Raw genomic sequence first — 16,903 nt, 5'->3', positions numbered from 1 at the left:
GACCAAGCCGCCCCCCTCCCGCCGCTACACCACCAGCCGCAGCCCGCTCCCGGCGAGCAGCGGCGCGATCGGCAGGAAGTACAGCGAGCACCCCGCGCCGCCGAGCACGTGCCCCACGGCGAGCGACCCGTCGACCACCGGGGCCCAGTTCCACGGCCCGCTCGCGCACACCCGCAGCTCGGACAGCCCGGTCACGGTCCCCTCGGCCCAGTTCACGGTCCGGTTCAGCGCCACCACCGGCCCGCACACCGTCCCGTTGACCTGGCTGAGCACGCACACCCGCTTGCCGATCCCCGCCGCCGTCGCGCCGGTGATCCGGGTCCCGGTGTGCCGCACCACGGGCACCCTGGTGACGGTCGCGCCCGGAACCTGCGTGGCCAGGACGAAGGCGCGGCTCACCCCGGTGATCCGGGCGATCGTCTCGCCGCCCGCGCCCAGAACCGCCACGCCGAGCGGGCTGACGCCGGCAGCCCTCGGCACGCAGTCCGGCGGCAGCAGCAGGTGGTCCTCGACGGTGAAGCCGTTGACGCACTGCTCGTTCGAGGCCAGCCGGACGACCGTGCCGATCTGCAGCGTGGTCGCCGCAGCGGCCGGGCTCGCCGTCAGCAGGAGCGCGACGACCGTCAGCAGGGCTAATCGGGCGGGGGAGCGGAGGCGTGGTCCGCGCAGGGGTTCCATGAGCCGACGCTAGGCGGGGCGGGCACCCGCGCCCACCGCCGGTTAGGGTGAACTCCGTGCGCATCGCCCGTATCGCCCAGCCAGACGGTCTCGCCTTCGCCGCCATCGAGGGGGAGGGCGACGACCTGGTCGCGGCTGAGATCGCCGACGAGCCGTTCGGCAAGCCGACCTTCACCGGTCGCCGCTGGCCGCTGGCCGACGTCCGCCTGCTGGCCCCGTTCCTCCCGCCCAAGATCGTCTGCGTCGGCCGCAACTACGCCGACCACGCCGCCGAGCTGGGCAACGAGGTCCCGGCCGAGCCGCTGATCTTCCTCAAGCCCAACACCGCCGTCGTCGGCCCGAACGCCGAGATCCGCCTCCCGGCCGCCTCCGAGCGCGTCGAGTTCGAGGGCGAGCTGGCCGTGGTCATCGGCGTCGGCGGCCGGGACATCCCGGTCGAGCGCGCCATGGGCTCGGTCCTCGGCTACACCATCGCCAACGACGTCACCGCCCGCGACATCCAGCGCTCCGAGGTGCAGTTCACCCGCGCCAAGAGCTACGACACGTTCTGCCCGCTGGGCCCGTGGGTGGAGACCGAGTTCGACCCCACCGACGTGGCGATCCGCACCGAGCTGGACGGCGAGGTGAAGCAGGACGGCCGCACCTCCCAGCTGGTGCACGACATCCCGGCGCTGATCTCGTTCATCTCCACGGTGATGACCCTGCGCCCGCTGGACGTCATCCTCACCGGCACCCCGGCGGGCGTCGGCCCGATGAGGCCCGGCCAGAGCGTCTCGGTGACCATCGACGGCCTCGGCACCCTCACCAACACCGCCGCCGCGCGCTGACCCCCTTTCACCAAGCGGAAAAGGGGAACGCCCCCGGTCCACTCCGGACCGGGGGCGTTCCCGTTCCCGAAGCCGCACCGGTGCGGTTCCGGCCATCCGCCCGTGCGACGGGACAACCCTTGTGGCGCAACGACTCCCGCCGCCACGTGCGAACCGCCCCCGGCGCGCGGCACCCGCCCGGCCGCACCGGGCTTCACCCGACCGCGCGGAAACCGCAGGCGCGCCTCACCGCGCGGGTGCGGGCGAGCGCCTCGCGAACCCCGGCGTCGGCTCCGGCCGCAGCCCGATCGACACCAGGTAGGCCGGAACCCCTTGCAGCACCGGGAACCGCTGCGCCACCCGCAGCGGGAGCGGCACCCGCGCGGGCCGCGCCGACGCCCCCGGCTCCCGCATCACCGCCCGCTGCATCACCCGCTGCGCCGCCTGCACCGCCGCCGTCGCGAAGAGCCGCCGCCTGCGCAACCGCGCCAGCACGTCCGGCGTCACCGCCCCGCGCAGCGCGGGCCCGGCCAGCAACCGCGCCGCCGCCACCGCGTCCTGGATCGCCAGGTTGATCCCCACCCCGCCCACCGGCGACATGGCGTGCGCGGCGTCCCCGACGCACAGCAGCCCGTCCCGGTGCCAGGTCCGCAGCCGGTTCTGCTCCACGGCCAGCAGCTTCACGTCGTCCAGCGACGCGATCTCCCCGACCCGGTCGGCCAGCGCGGGCGCCAGCGCCGCCACCCGCTCCCGGAACCGCCCGACCCCCTCGGTCCGCAGCCGCGCGTCCGCCCCCTTGCGGATCAGGAACGCGCACTGGAAGTAGCCCACGCGCGGGATCGCCACCAGCGCCTCGCCGCGCCCGAAGCGCCCCTGCACCTCGCCGAGGTCGTCCCCCTCGCGCACGGGCACCCGGAACCACCACACGTCCATGGGCGCGCCGAACGACCGCATCGCCAACCCGGCCTCCGCCCGCACGCGCGAGGTCCGCCCGTCCGCCGCCACGACCACGTCCGCGCCGAGCGAGGTCTCGCCCTCCGGCGTCCGGTAGCGCACCCCGGTGACCTTCGGGCCCTCGCGCAGCAGCCCCGTCACCTCGGCGTTCATCACCAGCTCGAACGTCGGCTCCCGCCGCCCGGCCCGCGCCAGCAGCTCCAGCAGGTCCCACTGCGGCACGAACGCGATCCGCTTGTGCCTGCCCGGAAGCCGCCGCATGTCGGCGATCGTCGCCGCCCCGCCGGGCAGCACCACCCGCATCCGCTCCACGTACCGGGGCGGGATCGCGTCGAACGCGGGCCCGAGCCCCAGGTCGTCGAGCAGCCCGAGCGTGGACGCGTGCACGGTGTCGCCGCGGAAGTCCCGCAGGAAGTCCCCGTGCTTCTCCAGCACGGTCACCCGCACGCCCGCCCTGGCGAGCAGCAGGCCCAGCACCATCCCGGCGGGGCCGCCGCCCGCGATGGCGATCGAGGTCCTGGTCATGACGCCACACCCCTTTTCAACACCAGTTGAATAAGCCCAGGATGCTCCCCGGCCGGAACCCGGTCAAGGGGGATACGCTCACCCGGTCATGAGCACCGCATCCGCACCCCAAGAGGTCCGCGTCCGCTTCTCGCCGTCGCCGACCGGCACGCCCCACGTTGGGCTCATCCGCACCGCTCTGTTCAACTGGGCCTACGCCCGGCACACCGGTGGCAAAGTCGTCTTCCGCATCGAGGACACCGACGCCGCGCGCGACTCCGAGGAGTCCTACCTCGCGCTGCTCGACGCGATGCGGTGGCTCGGCCTCGACTGGGACGAGGGTCCCGAGGTCGGCGGCCCGCACGAGCCGTACCGGCAGAGCCGGCGCCGCGAGATCTACGCCGACATCGCCCGCAGGCTCCTCGAGGCGGGCGAGCTCTACGAGTCCTTCACCACCCCCGACGAGGTCGAGGCCCGCCGCCGTGCCGCGGGGCAGGACCCGAAGCTCGGCTACGACGGCTTCGACCGCGACCTGACCGACGAGCAGAAGGCCGCCTACCGCGAGCAGGGCCGCGAGCCCGTGCTGCGCCTGCGGATGCCCGACGAGGACCTGTCCTGGACCGACCTCGTCCGGGGTGAGATCACCTTCAAGGCGGGCACCACGCCCGACCCCGTCCTGGTGCGCGCCAACGGCGACCCGCTGTACCCCTTCACCAACCCCGTCGACGACGCCCTCATGGGCATCACGCACGTCCTGCGCGGCGAGGACCTCCTCCCGTCCACCCCGCGCCAGATCGGGCTCTACCGCGCCCTCCAGCGCATCGGCGTCACCACGTTCACCCCGCTCTTCGGCCACATGCCCTACGTCATGGGCGAGGGCAACAAGAAGCTGTCCAAGCGCGACCCGCAGTCCAACCTGTTCCTGTACCGCGACCGCGGGTTCCTGCCCGAGGGCCTGCTGAACTACCTCGCGCTGCTCGGCTGGTCCATCGCGGACGACCGCGACATCTTCACCACGCAGGAGCTCGTCGCCGCCTTCGACATCGCGAAGGTCAGCGCCAACCCGGCCCGCTTCGACCTCAAGAAGGCCGAGGCGATCAACGCCACGCACCTGCGCGCGCTCCCCGTCGAGGAGTTCGTCAGCCGCTCGCTGCCGTACCTGGCGGCGGACGGCGTCCTCCCGGCCGAGCCCGCCGAGGCCGACCTGGCCGTGCTGCGCGGGGTCGCGCCGCTCGTGCAGGAGCGCCTCGTCGTGCTGTCCGAGGTCTCCGGCATGGTGCGCTTCCTCTTCACCGAGGACGACGTGTTCACGCCCGAGGAGGACGCGGCGGCCAAGGCGCTCGGCGCCGACGCCCAGCCGGTGCTGGAGGCCGCCATCGCCGCGCTGGAGGCGACGGCGGAGTGGAACGCCGCGAGCATCGAGGAAGCGCTCAAGGCGTCCCTTGTGGACGGTCTGGGACTTAAGCCCCGCAAGGCTTACGCCCCCGTGCGCGTCGGCGTCACCGGCCGCACCGTGTCCCCGCCGCTCTACGAGTCCATGGAGCTGCTCGGTCGTGATCGCTCGATCGGGCGATTGCGAAAGGCGCTCGGCGCAAGCTGATCGGGGCGACTGGGCGATTCGACAGGGCTTGATCGCGCAAGACGGCGCAGATATCACCTCACTGGTCGAATCGCCCAGGGGGCATACCCACCTAGCCTCTCAGGGTGACAACCACAGCCCCGACTCACACCCCTAGGAGAACCGGCGCGGTCCGCGCGGTGTGCCTGGACGTCGACGACACCCTCGTCGACTACAGCACCTCGTCCAGGGCGGCGCTGGCCTCGATGGTCGGCAGCGACGACACCTTCCCGCTGTGGCAGCGCATCACCGACGACCACTGCGCCCGGATGCTCACCGGCGAGTTCGAGTACTCGACCATGCGCAACATCAGGACACGGGCGTTCTTCGCCGCCCTCGGCGAGGAGCTCGACGAGCACGAGGCCACCCGGCGGGAACTGGGGCGGCAGGAGGCGCTGGCGGGAAGCTGGCGCCTCTACCCCGACGTCGTCCCCTGCCTCGACTGGCTCCGGGCCGCGGGACTCCCCCTCGCGGCCGTCAGCAACGCCTCAGGGCGGCACCAGCGGGACAAGATCGCCACGCTGGGCCTCGCCCAGTACTTCGACACCGTCCTCATCGCGGGCGAGGTCGGCGCGGCGAAACCGGACAGAGTGATCTTCGACACGGCCTGCGCGGGCCTGAACACCGCGCTGGCCGACACCGTCCACGTCGGCGACCGGCTGTACGCCGACGCCATCGGGGCGCGGGACGCGGGTATGCGCGGCGTCTGGCTCGACCGCAACGGCCAGGGCGACGGGAGTCTGCCCCACGGCGTGTCCGCCATCCACACTCTCGCTGAGCTGCCAGAACTGCTCGTCTGCGAGCTGGCGGGGACCCGTGTGTGAACCCCGATTTCCGTTCCGCCGGGTGTGTGGTCTAGTATTCATCTCGGCGGAACGGACAGCCCCTCCCGAGCAAGACCGGGGGGAAGCTGAAAGGGAAAGCCAATGGGGTATGGTGTAATTGGCAGCACGACTGATTCTGGTTCAGTTAGTCTAGGTTCGAGTCCTGGTACCCCAGCTGCGAGTGGCGAAAGCCGCGAGCATGGACGCAAGTCCACAGGATGCAGGTGAAAGTCCAGGCCCCGTCGTCTAGCGGCCTAGGACGCCGCCCTCTCAAGGCGGTAGCGTGGGTTCGAATCCCATCGGGGCTACGAGCGGTTGTCCGAGTTCGCTGGGAACAATCGCTGGTAATACAACTTCATGAGCTTGTTCTAGGGCCCCGTCGTCTAGCGGCCTAGGACGCCGCCCTCTCAAGGCGGTAGCGTGGGTTCGAATCCCATCGGGGCTACAGAGCTGGGAGAGCCGTGTTGGCGGAGGACGCCAACCACGGCTCTTTCGCATTTTCACCGGGGGCGCAGCCCCCAGGCCCCGCCCGGCGGGGCTTCGCCCCCCGGACCCCCTTGCCGGTGGTTGCGTTGGGCGTGCGCTCCCCGGACCCCTTGCTGGCGGTTGCGTTGGGCGTGTGACCGGCGGGGCTTCGCCCTCCGGGGTCCCTTGTCGGTGTTCGGCTTGGGCATGAGCGTTGTCACGGCTTGGGCCTCGCCCATTGCTTGCATTGTTTGTGTGGCGGGTCACTTGTGGTCTTGGGTGTTCTTGGGGTTGGGCTTTTCACTCGTTGGTGAGTGGGGTCACTTTTTGGCTTGGGTGTAGGGAGGCCCCCCGGCCTGGTGTGGTCGGGGGGCCTTGTCGTGTGTTGGGTTACAGGCGGCTTTGCAGGGCTTCCGCTGCCGCCAGGAGGTCCGCTGCCCATCTGGCGCCCGGGCGGCGGCCCATGCGGTCGATGGGGCCTGAGACCGAGATGGCGGCCACCACGGTGCCGCTGCTGTCGCGGACGGGGGCGCTGACGCTGGCCACGCCCGGTTCGCGTTCGGCGACGCTCTGGGCCCAGCCGCGGCGGCGGACCTCCAGGAGGGTGCGCTCGCCGTAGACGGCGTCGGCGAGGATGGCGCGCTGGGTTCCGGGATCGGACCAGGCGGCCAGGACCTTCGCGCCGGAGCCCGCGGTCATGGGCAGTCGCGCGCCCACCGGGACGGTGTCCCTGAGGCCGCTCGGGGGTTCCGCGGCGCTCACGCAGACGCGCTGCATCCCGTCGCGGCGGTAGAGCTGGACGCTCTCGCCGGTGATGTCGCGCAGGCGCGGCAGGACCGAGGTCGCCGCGTCGAGGAGCGGGTCGGTCGCGCCGCCCGCCAGTTCCGCCAGAGCCGCCCCTGGGCGCCAGCGGCCGTCCGAACCCCTGCGCAGCAGGCGGTGCACCTCCAAGCCCACCGCCAAGCGGTGCGCTGTCGCTCTCGGCAGACCCGTGCGGTTGCACAACTCCGCGAGCCCGCATGGATCTTTTGCCACGGCGTTCAACACGGCCACTGCCTTGTCCAGGACGCCGATCCCGCTATGCTGTCCCACAAGCCGATACTAACTTCCCATTGACTGGGAAGTCCAGAGCTGTCTTCTTGTTGCTCGCCCTTGGAGTTTGGAGTTGAGATGAGCCGCACGCTCGCGGAGAAGGTGTGGGAGGCGCACGTCGTGCGCCACGGCAGCGGCGCTGAGCCCGACCTGCTCTACATCGACCTCCACCTGCTGCACGAGGTGACCAGTCCGCAGGCGTTCGACGGGCTTCGGCTGGCCGGTCGGCGGCTGCGCAGGCCCGACCTCACGATCGCCACCGAGGACCACAACGTGCCCACGGTGGACATCGAGCTGCCGATCGCCGACCCGGTGTCGCGCACGCAGGTGGAGACGTTGCGGCGCAACTGCGCGGAGTTCGGGGTGCGGCTGCACCCCATGGGCGACGCGGAGCAGGGGATCGTGCACGTGGTGGGACCGCAGCTCGGGCTGACCCAGCCGGGCATGACGGTCGTGTGCGGCGACAGCCACACGTCCACGCACGGCGCGTTCGGCGCGCTCGCGTTCGGCATCGGCACGTCCGAGGTCGAGCACGTGATGGCGACGCAGACGCTTCCCCTGCGCCCCTTCAAGACCATGGCGATCAACGTCGAGGGCTCGCTGCGGCCCGGCGTCACGGCCAAGGACGTCATCCTCGCCGTCATCGCGAAGATCGGCACCGGCGGCGGCCAGGGGTACGTGCTGGAGTACCGGGGATCGGCGATCTCCGCGCTGTCCATGGAAGCCCGCATGACGGTCTGCAACATGTCGATCGAGGCGGGCGCGCGCGCCGGGATGATCGCGCCGGACCAGACCACGTTCGACTACATCAAGGGCCGCCCGCACGCGCCGTCCGGCGCCGACTGGGACGCCGCCGTCGAGTACTGGTCGACGCTCGCCACCGACGAGGGCGCGGAGTTCGACGCCGAGGTGACCCTCGACGCGGACGAGCTGACGCCGTTCGTCACGTGGGGCACCAACCCCGGCCAGGGCCTGCCGCTCGGCGCGTCCGTGCCGGACCCCGAGGCGATCGCGGACGAGAACGAGCGCGTGGCCGCCGAGAAGGCGCTGTCGTACATGGGGCTGGAGGCGGGCACGCCGCTGCGCGACATCCGCGTGGACACGGTGTTCCTCGGCTCTTGCACGAACGGACGAATCGAGGACCTGCGCGCGGCGGCGGACGTGCTGCGCGGTCACCATGTCGCGGACGGCGTCCGGATGCTGGTCGTGCCCGGCTCGATGCGCGTGCGCGCGCAGGCCGAGACCGAGGGGCTGCACGAGGTGTTCCAGGCCGCGGGCGCGGAGTGGCGCCAGGCCGGGTGCTCGATGTGCCTGGGCATGAACCCGGACCAGCTCAAGCCGGGCGAGCGCAGCGCGTCCACCTCCAACCGCAACTTCGAGGGCAGGCAGGGCAAGGGCGGTCGCACGCACCTGGTGTCGCCGCTCGTCGCCGCCGCCACGGCCGTGCGCGGCACCCTGTCGTCCCCGGCCGACCTGACCCCCGCCGACCTGGTCTGAGAAGAGGCAAGCGAATGGAAGCGTTCAGCACGCACACCGGCGTCGGGGTCCCGCTGCGCCGGTCCAACGTGGACACCGACCAGATCATCCCGGCGGTCTACCTGAAGCGGGTCACCCGCTCGGGCTTCGAGGACGGGCTGTTCGCCGCGTGGCGCGGCGACGAGCAGTTCGTGCTCAACCAGGAGCCGTTCCGCGCGGGCAGCGTCCTGGTCGCCGGACCGGACTTCGGCACCGGCTCCTCCCGCGAGCACGCGGTGTGGGCGCTCATGGACTACGGCTTCCGGGTGGTGGTCTCGTCCCGCTTCGCCGACATCTTCCGGGGGAACTCGGGCAAGCAGGGCCTCGTCGCGGCGCAGTGCGAGCAGTCCGATGTCGAGCAGCTGTGGAAGATCCTGGAGAACGAGCCGGGCGCCTCGGTCACCGTGGACCTGGCGCAGAAGACGGTGTCGGCGAAGGACTTCACGGCCCGCTTCGACATCGACGACTACACCCGCTGGCGGTTGCTGGAGGGATTGGACGACATCGCGTTGACGCTGCGGCACTCCGACTCGATCGCGGAGTTCGAGTCCACCCGAGCCGCTTGGCTGCCGGACACCGAGGTGCGGCCCGCGAGCTAGCGAACGGGGCGCGATTCCCCCTCCCCCAGGGGGAATCGCTCCCTCGGACGCACCCCTCCGGACGCCTCCCCTGTCCCTCAACAGGGCGCAATTGCCCGCCCCGCAACGAAAATATTGGCGTGGCGATTGGTATTTCCTTGCATATGGGCTTACCGTGGCCTTCAGTCGGCCCGACTAGGGCCGTGAGCGTCCTGGGAGGGACTGAAGGTGAACAAGGCCCAGCTCATCGAGGCGCTCGCCGAGCGCCTTGGCGACAAGAAGAACGCAGCCGCCGCAGTTGACGGCATCGTCGATGTCATCGTCCGGAGCGTCCACAAGGGCGAGAAGGTCAACATCACGGGCTTCGGCGTCTTCGAGAAGCGCGCTCGCGCGGCACGCACGGCGCGGAACCCGCGCACCGGTGAGACCGTGAAGGTCAAGAAGACCAACGTTCCCGCGTTCCGCGCGGGTTCGACGTTCAAGGACGTCATCAGCGGGGCCAAGAAGCTGCCCCGCGTCACGGCCGCCAAGCCCGCCGCGACCGCCACCGCCGCGAAGGCGACGACGACCGCCGCGAAGCCCGCCACGACCGCCACCAAGGCGCCCGCGGCCAAGGCGACCACCACGCGGACCGCGCGCAGCACCACCACGCGCGCCGCCGCCGCGACGAAGGCGCCCGCCCGTCGCACCGCCACCGCTGCCGCGAAGACCTCCGCCACCACGGCGAAGGCCGCCCCGGCCGCCAAGACCACCGCCGCGAAGGCGCCCGCCACCAAGGCCACCGCCACCAAGGCGGCGCCGAAGACGGCGACCACCGCCAAGCGGACGACCACGGCGAAGACGGCCGCCACCAAGGCCGCGTCCACCTCCGCCACCGCGACCAAGCCTGCCGCGACCAAGGCCGCTCCGGCCAAGGCCACCGCGACCAAGGCGGCTTCCACCAAGACGGCCGCGGCTGCCAAGACGGCTGCTCCGGCCGCCGCCGCGACCACCGAGAAGCCGGCTGCGAAGGCCACCCCGGCCGCCAAGACGTCCGCCGCGAAGCGCACCACCACGCGGAAGACCACCACGGCCGCCAAGAAGTGAGCCGCGCCCGTTCCGCGGCCCTGGTGCGGCGGAGCGGGCCGGTTCCTCCCGCGTGGAGCGGGAGGACCGCGAGCACCCCGCCGAGGCGGTGTCCGGACCGGTGGGCTGTCGCGTCAGACGACCGGACCGGGACCGCGCGGGGACGCGCCGTTGGGAAGCCCTGGGAGCCAACGCGAGGCTGCCGGGGCTTGCCGCTGCCGGGAGCGCGACCGGGCCTGGCGCGACGGCCGAGTCGGGAGACCGACGAGGACGTCGCGGGAGGTGGGGACGTGCGAGCGGTGGCCCGAGCGGACGGCGGGGAAACCCGTTGAGACGCGCGGGTGTTCCGGAACCCGAGGGGCCGAAGGCGGGCCGCGGAGGGGACCGGAGGTGCTTTCCACAACTGGATTCGCGGTGCAGCGGAGCCCCGGAGGCCAACGGCCTGCCGGGGCTCGTCGCTGTCCGGGGGGCGGTGAGCGGGGGGCGGTGAGCGGGGGGCGGTGAGCGGGGGGGCGGTGAGCGGGGGAGGCGGAGGCGCGGTGGTGGCCGGGCGCGGTGGGAAGGCGGCTGTTCAGGGCTGGGGGAGAGGCCGCTGGGACGGCGGGCCGTCGGCCGCGCGGGACGGCGGAGGCGTGCTCCGGGGCTGTTCCAGGCCCCTGCCGCTGGCCACGCGCGCGGAGGTCTGTCCTGGCCGCCAGCCGTTAGCCGCCCGCTGCCAGCCGTTAGCCGCCAGCCGCCCGCCAGCCCGCTGCCAGCCGCCCGCTGCCAGCCGCCAGCCGCCCGCCAGCCCGGTGCCAGCCGCCAGCCGTTAGCCGCCCGCCAGCCCGGTGCCAGCCGCCCGGTGCCAGCCGCCCGCCGTCCGGTGCGCGGGGCTGTTCGGGGATCTCGTGGGGCGGGTCGGGAGCTCGGGTGCGGGTCGACCGGCGCTTGGCGGGGTTGCCGCTGTCCGCCGAACGTGGCGCGCGGAGATCGTCCGCCGCGCGATCGGCCGCCCAGCGGCCCCAGGACGCCTCGGGAGCTCCGGGGTGGTGTGCTGAGTAGGGGTGTGGGCGCGCTGGGCGCTGTGAGGCCGCTGAGCGCCTCCTGCGCTCCGGGCTGGGACTTCCCGCGCTCCGGCGCTCCCCGCCTCCGGGGCCACCCGCGTCAGCCCCGTCCCAGCCGGTCCCGCGCGTCGCGCCCGGCCACCGCGCCCGCCCCGCCGCCCCGCCTCGGCCGCTCCCCGGCTCCGGGCCCGTGTTCCGCCCCGCGCCCACCGGCCTTCGGGCTGGTCGGCGGCCCTCCGAGGGCGCCCGCAGCCCCCGGCCCCGGCGACCCGTGCGCGGTCGGCGGCGGTTCCCCGCAATTCCCGCAGCGCCCCGTTAAATGTTGATCATGCCACTGACCTGCGCGAACGCCCCCGTCAACGCCCTTTGTCCCGCGCCCGTCCCGAAGTCGCCGCGCTGTTCCGCAAAGGCGTCGCCGACGTGTTCCCGAGCCGTTGCCCGCGCGCGTTCCTCCGCGCCGCCCGGCTAAGCGCATCGGTTTGTCGAAGTGGCGCCGCCCACTCCCGCAGCGCTCTCGCGCCACTAACGGCCGAGTGGTCCGCGACTAACGACCGAGCGGCGCCCGGCTCAACCGGACCGCCGGTGCCCGCTTTTCCCCCGGCTGAAACCCCGACCCGATTGCCGGTCCCGCCCAACCGATTTCCCGCCGGGGTCGGGTGGAAAGCGCCACCCGACCCCTCATTCCGCCATCCGTGGAAAACCCGGCGTGCGCTCGGCGATTCCACCCCGCACTGTTGCGGGCGCCACACCGGTGCGACCCATTCGGCTCAGGAGAGCGGTTTGCCCAACGCCGTCGGCAGGTAGTGCGCGGCGGCCAGTCGCGGCCACCGGGACACCGGGTCCGAAGTGGACCAGCCCGGCGCGCCCGGCCGGAACGACAGCACCCACGCGCTGCCCTTCTTGCTCGGCGTCCGCCCCTCCTCCAGCGCCACCCCGCCCAGCGCGGCCAGCGCCTCCACCAGGTCCGGGATCACCCCGCCCTGCGAGGACACCACCGGAACCCCGCCGTCCTCCTCCAGCAGCCGCGCCACCCGCGCCACCGCCGCGTCCCGGTCCGGCCAGTAGCCCTCCTCGGACAGCGCCGGTTCCGACCGCACCGCCACGCCGAGGTCGTCCGCCACCGCCCGCACGGTCTGCTCGCAGCGCAACCTCGGCGCCGCGTGCACCCGCGCGGCCCCCCACAGCGGCAGCACCCCGCGCAGCGCCTCCGCCTGCCGCCACCCCGCCGCGCTCAGCGGCCGGAGGTCGTCGTCACCGGACCAGTGCTCCCGCTTGCCCGCCTTGGCGTGCCGCACCAGCAGCAGCGTCCGCAGCCCGCCCGGCAGCGCGGTGAACGCGGCCAGCACCGACCGGTCCTCGTCCCGCGACACCAGCCCCGCCGCCTCGGCGGGCGAGAGCCAGCGCAGCTCGTCCACCTCCTCGTTGGGGGCGAACGAGCCCGCGACCACGTCGGCCGCGTAGTAGTCCACGACCTTCGGCACGCCGTCCACCGCGTACCGGACGGCCTTCAGGTACGGGCCCAGCACCGCGCGGAACCCGGTCTCCTCGAAGACCTCCCGCACCGCCGCCGCGGGCGCCGCCTCACCCCGGTCCAGCTTCCCCTTGGGCAGCGACCAGTCGTCGTAGCGGGGCCGGTGCACCACCGCCACCAGGTCCCCGTCGCGCAGCACCGCGCCCGCCGCCCGGATCACCGGGCGCACCTCGTCAGCCACGGCTCACCCCAGCGCGTCGTGCTTGCGGAGCAGCTCGGTCTGGTGGTCGCGCACCCGGCCGCCGTCGGCGGGGGACGCCTCCCACTCGCCGTCCGGCTGGAGCACCCAGCAGCGCGTGGTGGGCTCCAGCGCGGACTCCACCACCGCCTCCAGCTGCCCGGTCAGCCTCGGATCGGTCACCCGCACCAGCACCTCGACCCTGCGGTCCAGGTTGCGGTGCATCATGTCCGCGCTGCCGATCCAGTGCTCGCCGCAGCCGGTGAAGTGGAACAACCGCGAGTGCTCCAGGAACCGGCCCAGGATCGAGCGCACCCGGATGTTCTCGCTCAGCCCCGGCACGCCCGGCTTGAGCGCGCACACCCCGCGCACGAGCACGTCCACCGGCACACCGGCCATCGACGCCCGGTAGAGCGAGTCGACGACCTCCTCGTCCACGAGGGAGTTCACCTTGATCATCACACCGGACGGGCGGCCCGCCCGCGCGTGCTCGATCTCCCGGTCGATCCGCTCCACGATGCCGCGCCGCACGCCGTACGGGGCCACCATGAGCGTGCGGTAGTGGTCCTGCCTGGCGTAGCCGGTCAGCACGTTGAACAGGTCCGTCAGGTCCGAGCCGATCGTGGGCTCGGCGGTGAGGATGCCGACGTCCTCGTACAGCCGGGCCGTCTTCGGGTTGTAGTTGCCGGTGCCGATGTGGCAGTAGCGGCGGATCGTCGAGCCCTCCTGGCGCACCACCAGCGAGGTCTTGCAGTGCGTCTTGAGCCCCACCAGGCCGTAGACGACGTGCACGCCCGCCTTCTCCAGCGCCCGCGCCCACTTGATGTTCGCCTGCTCGTCGAAGCGCGCCTTGATCTCCACCAGCGCCACGACCTGCTTGCCCGCCTCGGCCGCGTCGATCAGCGCGTCCACGATCGGGGAGTCGCCGGAGGTGCGGTAGAGGGTCTGCTTGATGGCCAGCACGTGCGGGTCGGCGGCGGCCTGCTCGATGAAGCGCTGCACGCTCGTGGAGAACGAGTCGTACGGGTGGTGCACCAGCACGTCGCCCTCGCGCAGCGTCGCGAAGATGCTCTTGGGCGTCTCCCGCTCCACGAACGCCGGGTGCGTGGACGGCACGAACGGCCGGTCCTTGAGCTGCTTGCGGTCGAGGCCGTACAGCTGCCACAGGCACGACAGGTCCAGCAGGCCGGGCACCTGCACGACGTCCTGCTCGTCGACCTCCATCTCGCGCAGCAGGCGCTCCAGCATGTGCTCGGTCATGTCGCCCGCGACCTCCAGGCGCACCGGCGGGCCGAACCGGCGGCGGGCCAGCTCCTTCTCCAGCGCCAGCAGCAGGTCCTCGTGCCGGTCCTCCTCGACCTCCAGGTCCGCGTTGCGCGTCACCCGGAAGGCGTGGCACTCCCGCACCGTCATGCCCGCGAACAGGTCGCCCAGGTGCGCGGCGATGAGCTCCTCGACGGGCAGGAACGTGGCGCTGGAGCTGGCCCGGTCGGACTCGACGCGGACCAGGCGCGGCACGTTGTCCGGCACCTTGATGCGGGCGAACCGGTCCATGCCGCCCTCGGGGTCCCGCACCATGACGGCCAGGTTCAGCGACAGCCCGGAGATGTACGGGAACGGGTGCGCCGCGTCCACCGCCAGCGGCGTGAGCACCGGGAACACCTGCTCGGTGAAGTAGTTCGACAGCCGCAGCCGCTCGAAGTCGGTGACCTGCGCCCACGACACGATGCTGATCGCGTGCTTCTCCAGCTCCGGGCCCACGTGGTCCAGGAACGCGCGCGCGTGCTGCTCCACCAGCTCCTGGGCGCGCTTGTAGATGCTGTTCAGCTGCTCGCTGGGGCTCAGGCCGTCGGCGCTGCGCACGGACAGCCCGGTCTCCTGGCGGCGCTTCAGCCCGGCGACCCTGACCATGTAGAACTCGTCCAGGTTCGAGGCGAAGATGGCCAGGAACTTGGCGCGCTCCAGCAGCGGCTGGGACGAGTCCTCGGCGAGCGCGAGCACGCGGGCGTTGAAGTCCAACCAGGACAGCTCGCGGTTGAAGTAGCGGTCGTCGGGCAGGTCGACCGTGGTGAGGTCGTTGGTCGCGGCGGGCGGCGATCCGGGGATGATGCGCGGAGCGTCCGGCGGCGGGGCGACCTGCTGCACCGAGCTGCGCCGGGTCGCCGGGCGCGGTCGCCTGCGCGGGGCGGCGCCCGAGGCCGCCGAGCGGCTCGCGGCGGCGCCGGTGGTGGGACTCGTCCGCGGGGATCGTGTCCGCCGCTTCGGAGTCGGCTGCTGGTCGCTGTTCTCCGTGCTCACGCTCTGCATTGTTCCCCAGATGGGGGCCGCCCGCGCTGATCCGAGTCGTCCGGGAGGTGAACTCCGGGTCACACCGGGCGGAGCAGGGCGACGACGCGACCCGACGCGTCCCTCCGCACCGTCACCCGCTGACCGGGGCGCAGCGCCCGCCAGCCGCCCGCGCCGACGGCGGGGGAGGGGACGGGCACGAGGACGCCGTCGTCGCGCAGGACCTCGGCGGAGCCGTCGGGGAGGCTGCGGCTGACGGTGGCCTGCTCGGGGCGGGGTTCGGGGCGTTCGGGCGACGGCGCGCCGGGCCCGGTCTGCTCTGGCACGGGCCGAAGGTAGCCCACCACCCCCGCCGCACCCCGCGCTCTCACCCCGCGACCCGCACCCGCGCCCACGCCTGCGCGCTCCGCGCCCCCAGCCCGTACCCGGCCGCCAGCGCCAGGTCCTCCAGCGTGTCCACATCGCACCGCAGCGTCGGCCAGTCGCCCAGCAGCTCCCGCGCCCCGCCGCCCCGGTGCGCCGCCGCCGACGGGCCGCCGAACGCCGGCTCCAGGTCGCGCCCCGCCGCCGACAGCAGCAGCGTCGTCCCCGTGCCCTGCCGGTCCGCGCAGAACGCCCGCTCGCCCCCCGCCTCCACCACGGCCGCCCGCAGCTCCACCTCGCGCAGCGCCGGCAGGTCGGCCTGCAGCGCGCCCACCACCGACCGGGGGTCGCGCCCCCGCAGCACCGCCGCGCCGAAGCGCAGCGCCGGGTTCAGCCCGTCCGGGCCCACCGCCGTCTCCACCCCGGCCGCCGCCAGCTCGCCCGCGACCACCGGGTCCGCCGTCACCACCAGCACCGACCGCGCCACCCGCCGCGCCACACCCACCAGGTCCAGGGCGAACGCCAGCGCCAGCGCCCTCCGGCCGGTCCCCGCATCCAACCGCGTCTTGGCCCGGTCGAGGCTCTTCACCGGCACCACCAGGTCGACGTCCGCTCGCACACCGCCATACTCCCCGATGCCCGCTGGACCCGGCGGCGCCCTCCGGGGAGCACCGGGGTCCGACGACCGAGAGGGGAGCAAGTGGCCAAGGAGAAGGGCGGCTTCTGGGTGGGGGTCGGCGCGACCGTGCTCTACCCCGCAGGCGCGCTGCTGGGAGGCAGGCGCATCGAGGGACCCGGCCTGCCGAGCGAGGGCGGCGTGCTGCTCGTGATGAACCACGTGTCCCACCTGGACCCGGTGTACGACGCGGTCCTGGTGCACAAGCAGGGCAGGCACCCGCACTTCCTGGCCAAGCACAGCCTGTGGAACATCCCCGTCGTGGGATCGATCCTGCGCGGCACCGGCCAGATCCCGGTCTACCGGGGCAGCACCGACGCCCAGCAGTCGCTGCGCGCCGCCCACGAGGCCCTGGAGGCGGGGCACGTGGTCGTCATCTACCCGGAGGGCACCATCACCCGCGACCCCGCGGGCTGGCCGATGCACTCCCGCACGGGCATCGCCCGCCTCGCGCTGGAGCACGACGTGCCGGTCATCCCGGCCGCGCGCTGGGGCACCAGGGACATCTACGACCACTACCGCAAGCGCTTCCGCCCGTTCCCGCGCAAGTCCGTGGTGACCCGGTTCGGCGACCCGGTCGACCTCGCCGCGTTCCGCGCCAGGCCGCACGACCTGCCGCAGCTGCGCCAGGTCACCGACCTGATCATGCACCAGGTCAAGGACCTGCTCGGCCAGGTCCGCGACGAGCAGGCGCCCGAGGGCTTCTACCACTCCAGGAAGGCCTGAC

14 protein-coding genes and 3 tRNA genes are annotated in these 16,903 nt (G+C 73.0%); 10 read left to right on the top strand and 7 right to left on the bottom strand.

The window, feature by feature from the left end; all coding sequences use genetic code 11:
* Window positions 1-24: 24 nt before the first annotated feature.
* Window positions 25-678, bottom strand: coding sequence for a chymotrypsin family serine protease (locus tag AMIR_RS36385; protein WP_015804704.1), 654 nt, complete (start codon window positions 676-678; stop codon window positions 25-27).
* 56 nt (window positions 679-734) lie between these two features.
* On the opposite strand from AMIR_RS36385, the gene AMIR_RS29800 reads away from it, so the two are divergent.
* Window positions 735-1,505, top strand: a complete 771-nt coding sequence (locus AMIR_RS29800; RefSeq protein WP_015804703.1) for a fumarylacetoacetate hydrolase family protein — start codon at window positions 735-737, stop codon at window positions 1,503-1,505.
* A gap of 225 nt (window positions 1,506-1,730) precedes the next feature.
* On the opposite strand, the gene AMIR_RS29795 is transcribed toward AMIR_RS29800, so the two are convergent.
* Window positions 1,731-2,963, bottom strand: coding sequence for an FAD-dependent oxidoreductase (locus tag AMIR_RS29795; RefSeq protein WP_015804702.1), 1,233 nt, complete (start codon window positions 2,961-2,963; stop codon window positions 1,731-1,733).
* Between the two features lie 88 nt (window positions 2,964-3,051).
* On the opposite strand from AMIR_RS29795, the gene gltX reads away from it, so the two are divergent.
* The 5 genes from gltX (at window position 3,052) to AMIR_RS29770 (ending at window position 5,829) form a co-directional block, all read left to right on the top strand.
* Window positions 3,052-4,542 (top strand): glutamate--tRNA ligase, encoded by a 1,491-nt coding sequence (gene gltX, locus AMIR_RS29790; RefSeq protein ID WP_015804701.1) that lies wholly within the window; start codon window positions 3,052-3,054, stop codon window positions 4,540-4,542.
* Between the two features lie 158 nt (window positions 4,543-4,700).
* Complete coding sequence (locus tag AMIR_RS29785; protein ID WP_015804700.1) at window positions 4,701-5,384, top strand: HAD family hydrolase; 684 nt, start codon at window positions 4,701-4,703, stop codon at window positions 5,382-5,384.
* A 103-nt stretch (window positions 5,385-5,487) separates the two neighbouring features.
* Window positions 5,488-5,559: transfer RNA gene (locus tag AMIR_RS29780), tRNA-Gln, on the top strand.
* A gap of 60 nt (window positions 5,560-5,619) precedes the next feature.
* Window positions 5,620-5,692, top strand: a tRNA-Glu gene (locus tag AMIR_RS29775).
* Window positions 5,693-5,756: 64 nt separating this feature from the next.
* A tRNA-Glu gene (locus tag AMIR_RS29770) sits at window positions 5,757-5,829 on the top strand.
* Window positions 5,830-6,239: 410 nt separating this feature from the next.
* On the opposite strand, the gene AMIR_RS29765 is transcribed toward AMIR_RS29770, so the two are convergent.
* Window positions 6,240-6,941, bottom strand: coding sequence for an IclR family transcriptional regulator (locus tag AMIR_RS29765; protein WP_015804699.1), 702 nt, complete (start codon window positions 6,939-6,941; stop codon window positions 6,240-6,242).
* 78 nt (window positions 6,942-7,019) lie between these two features.
* On the opposite strand from AMIR_RS29765, the gene leuC reads away from it, so the two are divergent.
* The 3 genes from leuC (at window position 7,020) to AMIR_RS29750 (ending at window position 10,120) form a co-directional block, all read left to right on the top strand.
* On the top strand, window positions 7,020-8,438 hold the full coding sequence (gene leuC / locus AMIR_RS29760; RefSeq protein WP_015804698.1) for a 3-isopropylmalate dehydratase large subunit: 1,419 nt from the start codon (window positions 7,020-7,022) through the stop codon (window positions 8,436-8,438).
* 14 nt (window positions 8,439-8,452) lie between these two features.
* On the top strand, window positions 8,453-9,055 hold the full coding sequence (leuD, locus tag AMIR_RS29755) for a 3-isopropylmalate dehydratase small subunit (RefSeq protein ID WP_015804697.1): 603 nt from the start codon (window positions 8,453-8,455) through the stop codon (window positions 9,053-9,055).
* A gap of 207 nt (window positions 9,056-9,262) precedes the next feature.
* Window positions 9,263-10,120, top strand: a complete 858-nt coding sequence (locus AMIR_RS29750) for an HU family DNA-binding protein (RefSeq protein ID WP_015804696.1) — start codon at window positions 9,263-9,265, stop codon at window positions 10,118-10,120.
* A 1,789-nt stretch (window positions 10,121-11,909) separates the two neighbouring features.
* Here the strand turns inward: AMIR_RS29750 and AMIR_RS29745 are convergent.
* Genes AMIR_RS29745 through cofC form a run of 4 tightly spaced genes read right to left on the bottom strand, consistent with a single transcriptional unit; the run spans window position 11,910 to window position 16,119 of the window.
* Entirely contained in the window at window positions 11,910-12,842 is a 933-nt protein-coding gene (locus AMIR_RS29745) for an NUDIX hydrolase (protein WP_143761202.1), read from the bottom strand.
* Between the two features lie 15 nt (window positions 12,843-12,857).
* Complete coding sequence (locus AMIR_RS29740) at window positions 12,858-15,158, bottom strand: RNA degradosome polyphosphate kinase (RefSeq protein WP_041837125.1); 2,301 nt, start codon at window positions 15,156-15,158, stop codon at window positions 12,858-12,860.
* 59 nt (window positions 15,159-15,217) lie between these two features.
* Complete coding sequence (locus AMIR_RS29735) at window positions 15,218-15,463, bottom strand: hypothetical protein (protein WP_143760951.1); 246 nt, start codon at window positions 15,461-15,463, stop codon at window positions 15,218-15,220.
* 41 nt (window positions 15,464-15,504) lie between these two features.
* Entirely contained in the window at window positions 15,505-16,119 is a 615-nt protein-coding gene (cofC, locus tag AMIR_RS29730) for a 2-phospho-L-lactate guanylyltransferase (protein WP_015804692.1), read from the bottom strand.
* Window positions 16,120-16,200: 81 nt separating this feature from the next.
* Here cofC and AMIR_RS29725 point away from each other — a divergent pair, with 81 nt between their 5' ends.
* Window positions 16,201-16,902 carry a lysophospholipid acyltransferase family protein gene (locus AMIR_RS29725; protein WP_015804691.1) on the top strand — a complete coding sequence of 234 codons (702 nt, stop codon included), beginning with the start codon at window positions 16,201-16,203 and terminating at the stop codon, window positions 16,900-16,902.
* Window position 16,903: the final 1 nt, after the last annotated feature.

Origin of the sequence: Actinosynnema mirum DSM 43827 (genome assembly GCF_000023245.1) — a bacterium.
GTDB classification, from domain to species: domain Bacteria; phylum Actinomycetota; class Actinomycetes; order Mycobacteriales; family Pseudonocardiaceae; genus Actinosynnema; species Actinosynnema mirum.
This window is presented reverse-complemented; position numbering and strand designations above follow the sequence as displayed.

Excerpts from the sequence above, each read along its gene's own strand:
- leuD (WP_015804697.1), top strand. The coding sequence starts at position 8,453 with ATGGAAGCGTTCAGCACGCACACCGGCGTCGGGGTCCCGCTGCGCCGG.
- AMIR_RS29740 (WP_041837125.1), bottom strand. The coding sequence starts at position 15,158 with ATGCAGAGCGTGAGCACGGAGAACAGCGACCAGCAGCCGACTCCGAAG.
- gltX (WP_015804701.1), top strand. The coding sequence starts at position 3,052 with ATGAGCACCGCATCCGCACCCCAAGAGGTCCGCGTCCGCTTCTCGCCG.
- AMIR_RS36385 (WP_015804704.1), bottom strand. The coding sequence starts at position 678 with ATGGAACCCCTGCGCGGACCACGCCTCCGCTCCCCCGCCCGATTAGCC.
- AMIR_RS29795 (WP_015804702.1), bottom strand. The coding sequence starts at position 2,963 with ATGACCAGGACCTCGATCGCCATCGCGGGCGGCGGCCCCGCCGGGATG.
- leuC (WP_015804698.1), top strand. The coding sequence starts at position 7,020 with ATGAGCCGCACGCTCGCGGAGAAGGTGTGGGAGGCGCACGTCGTGCGC.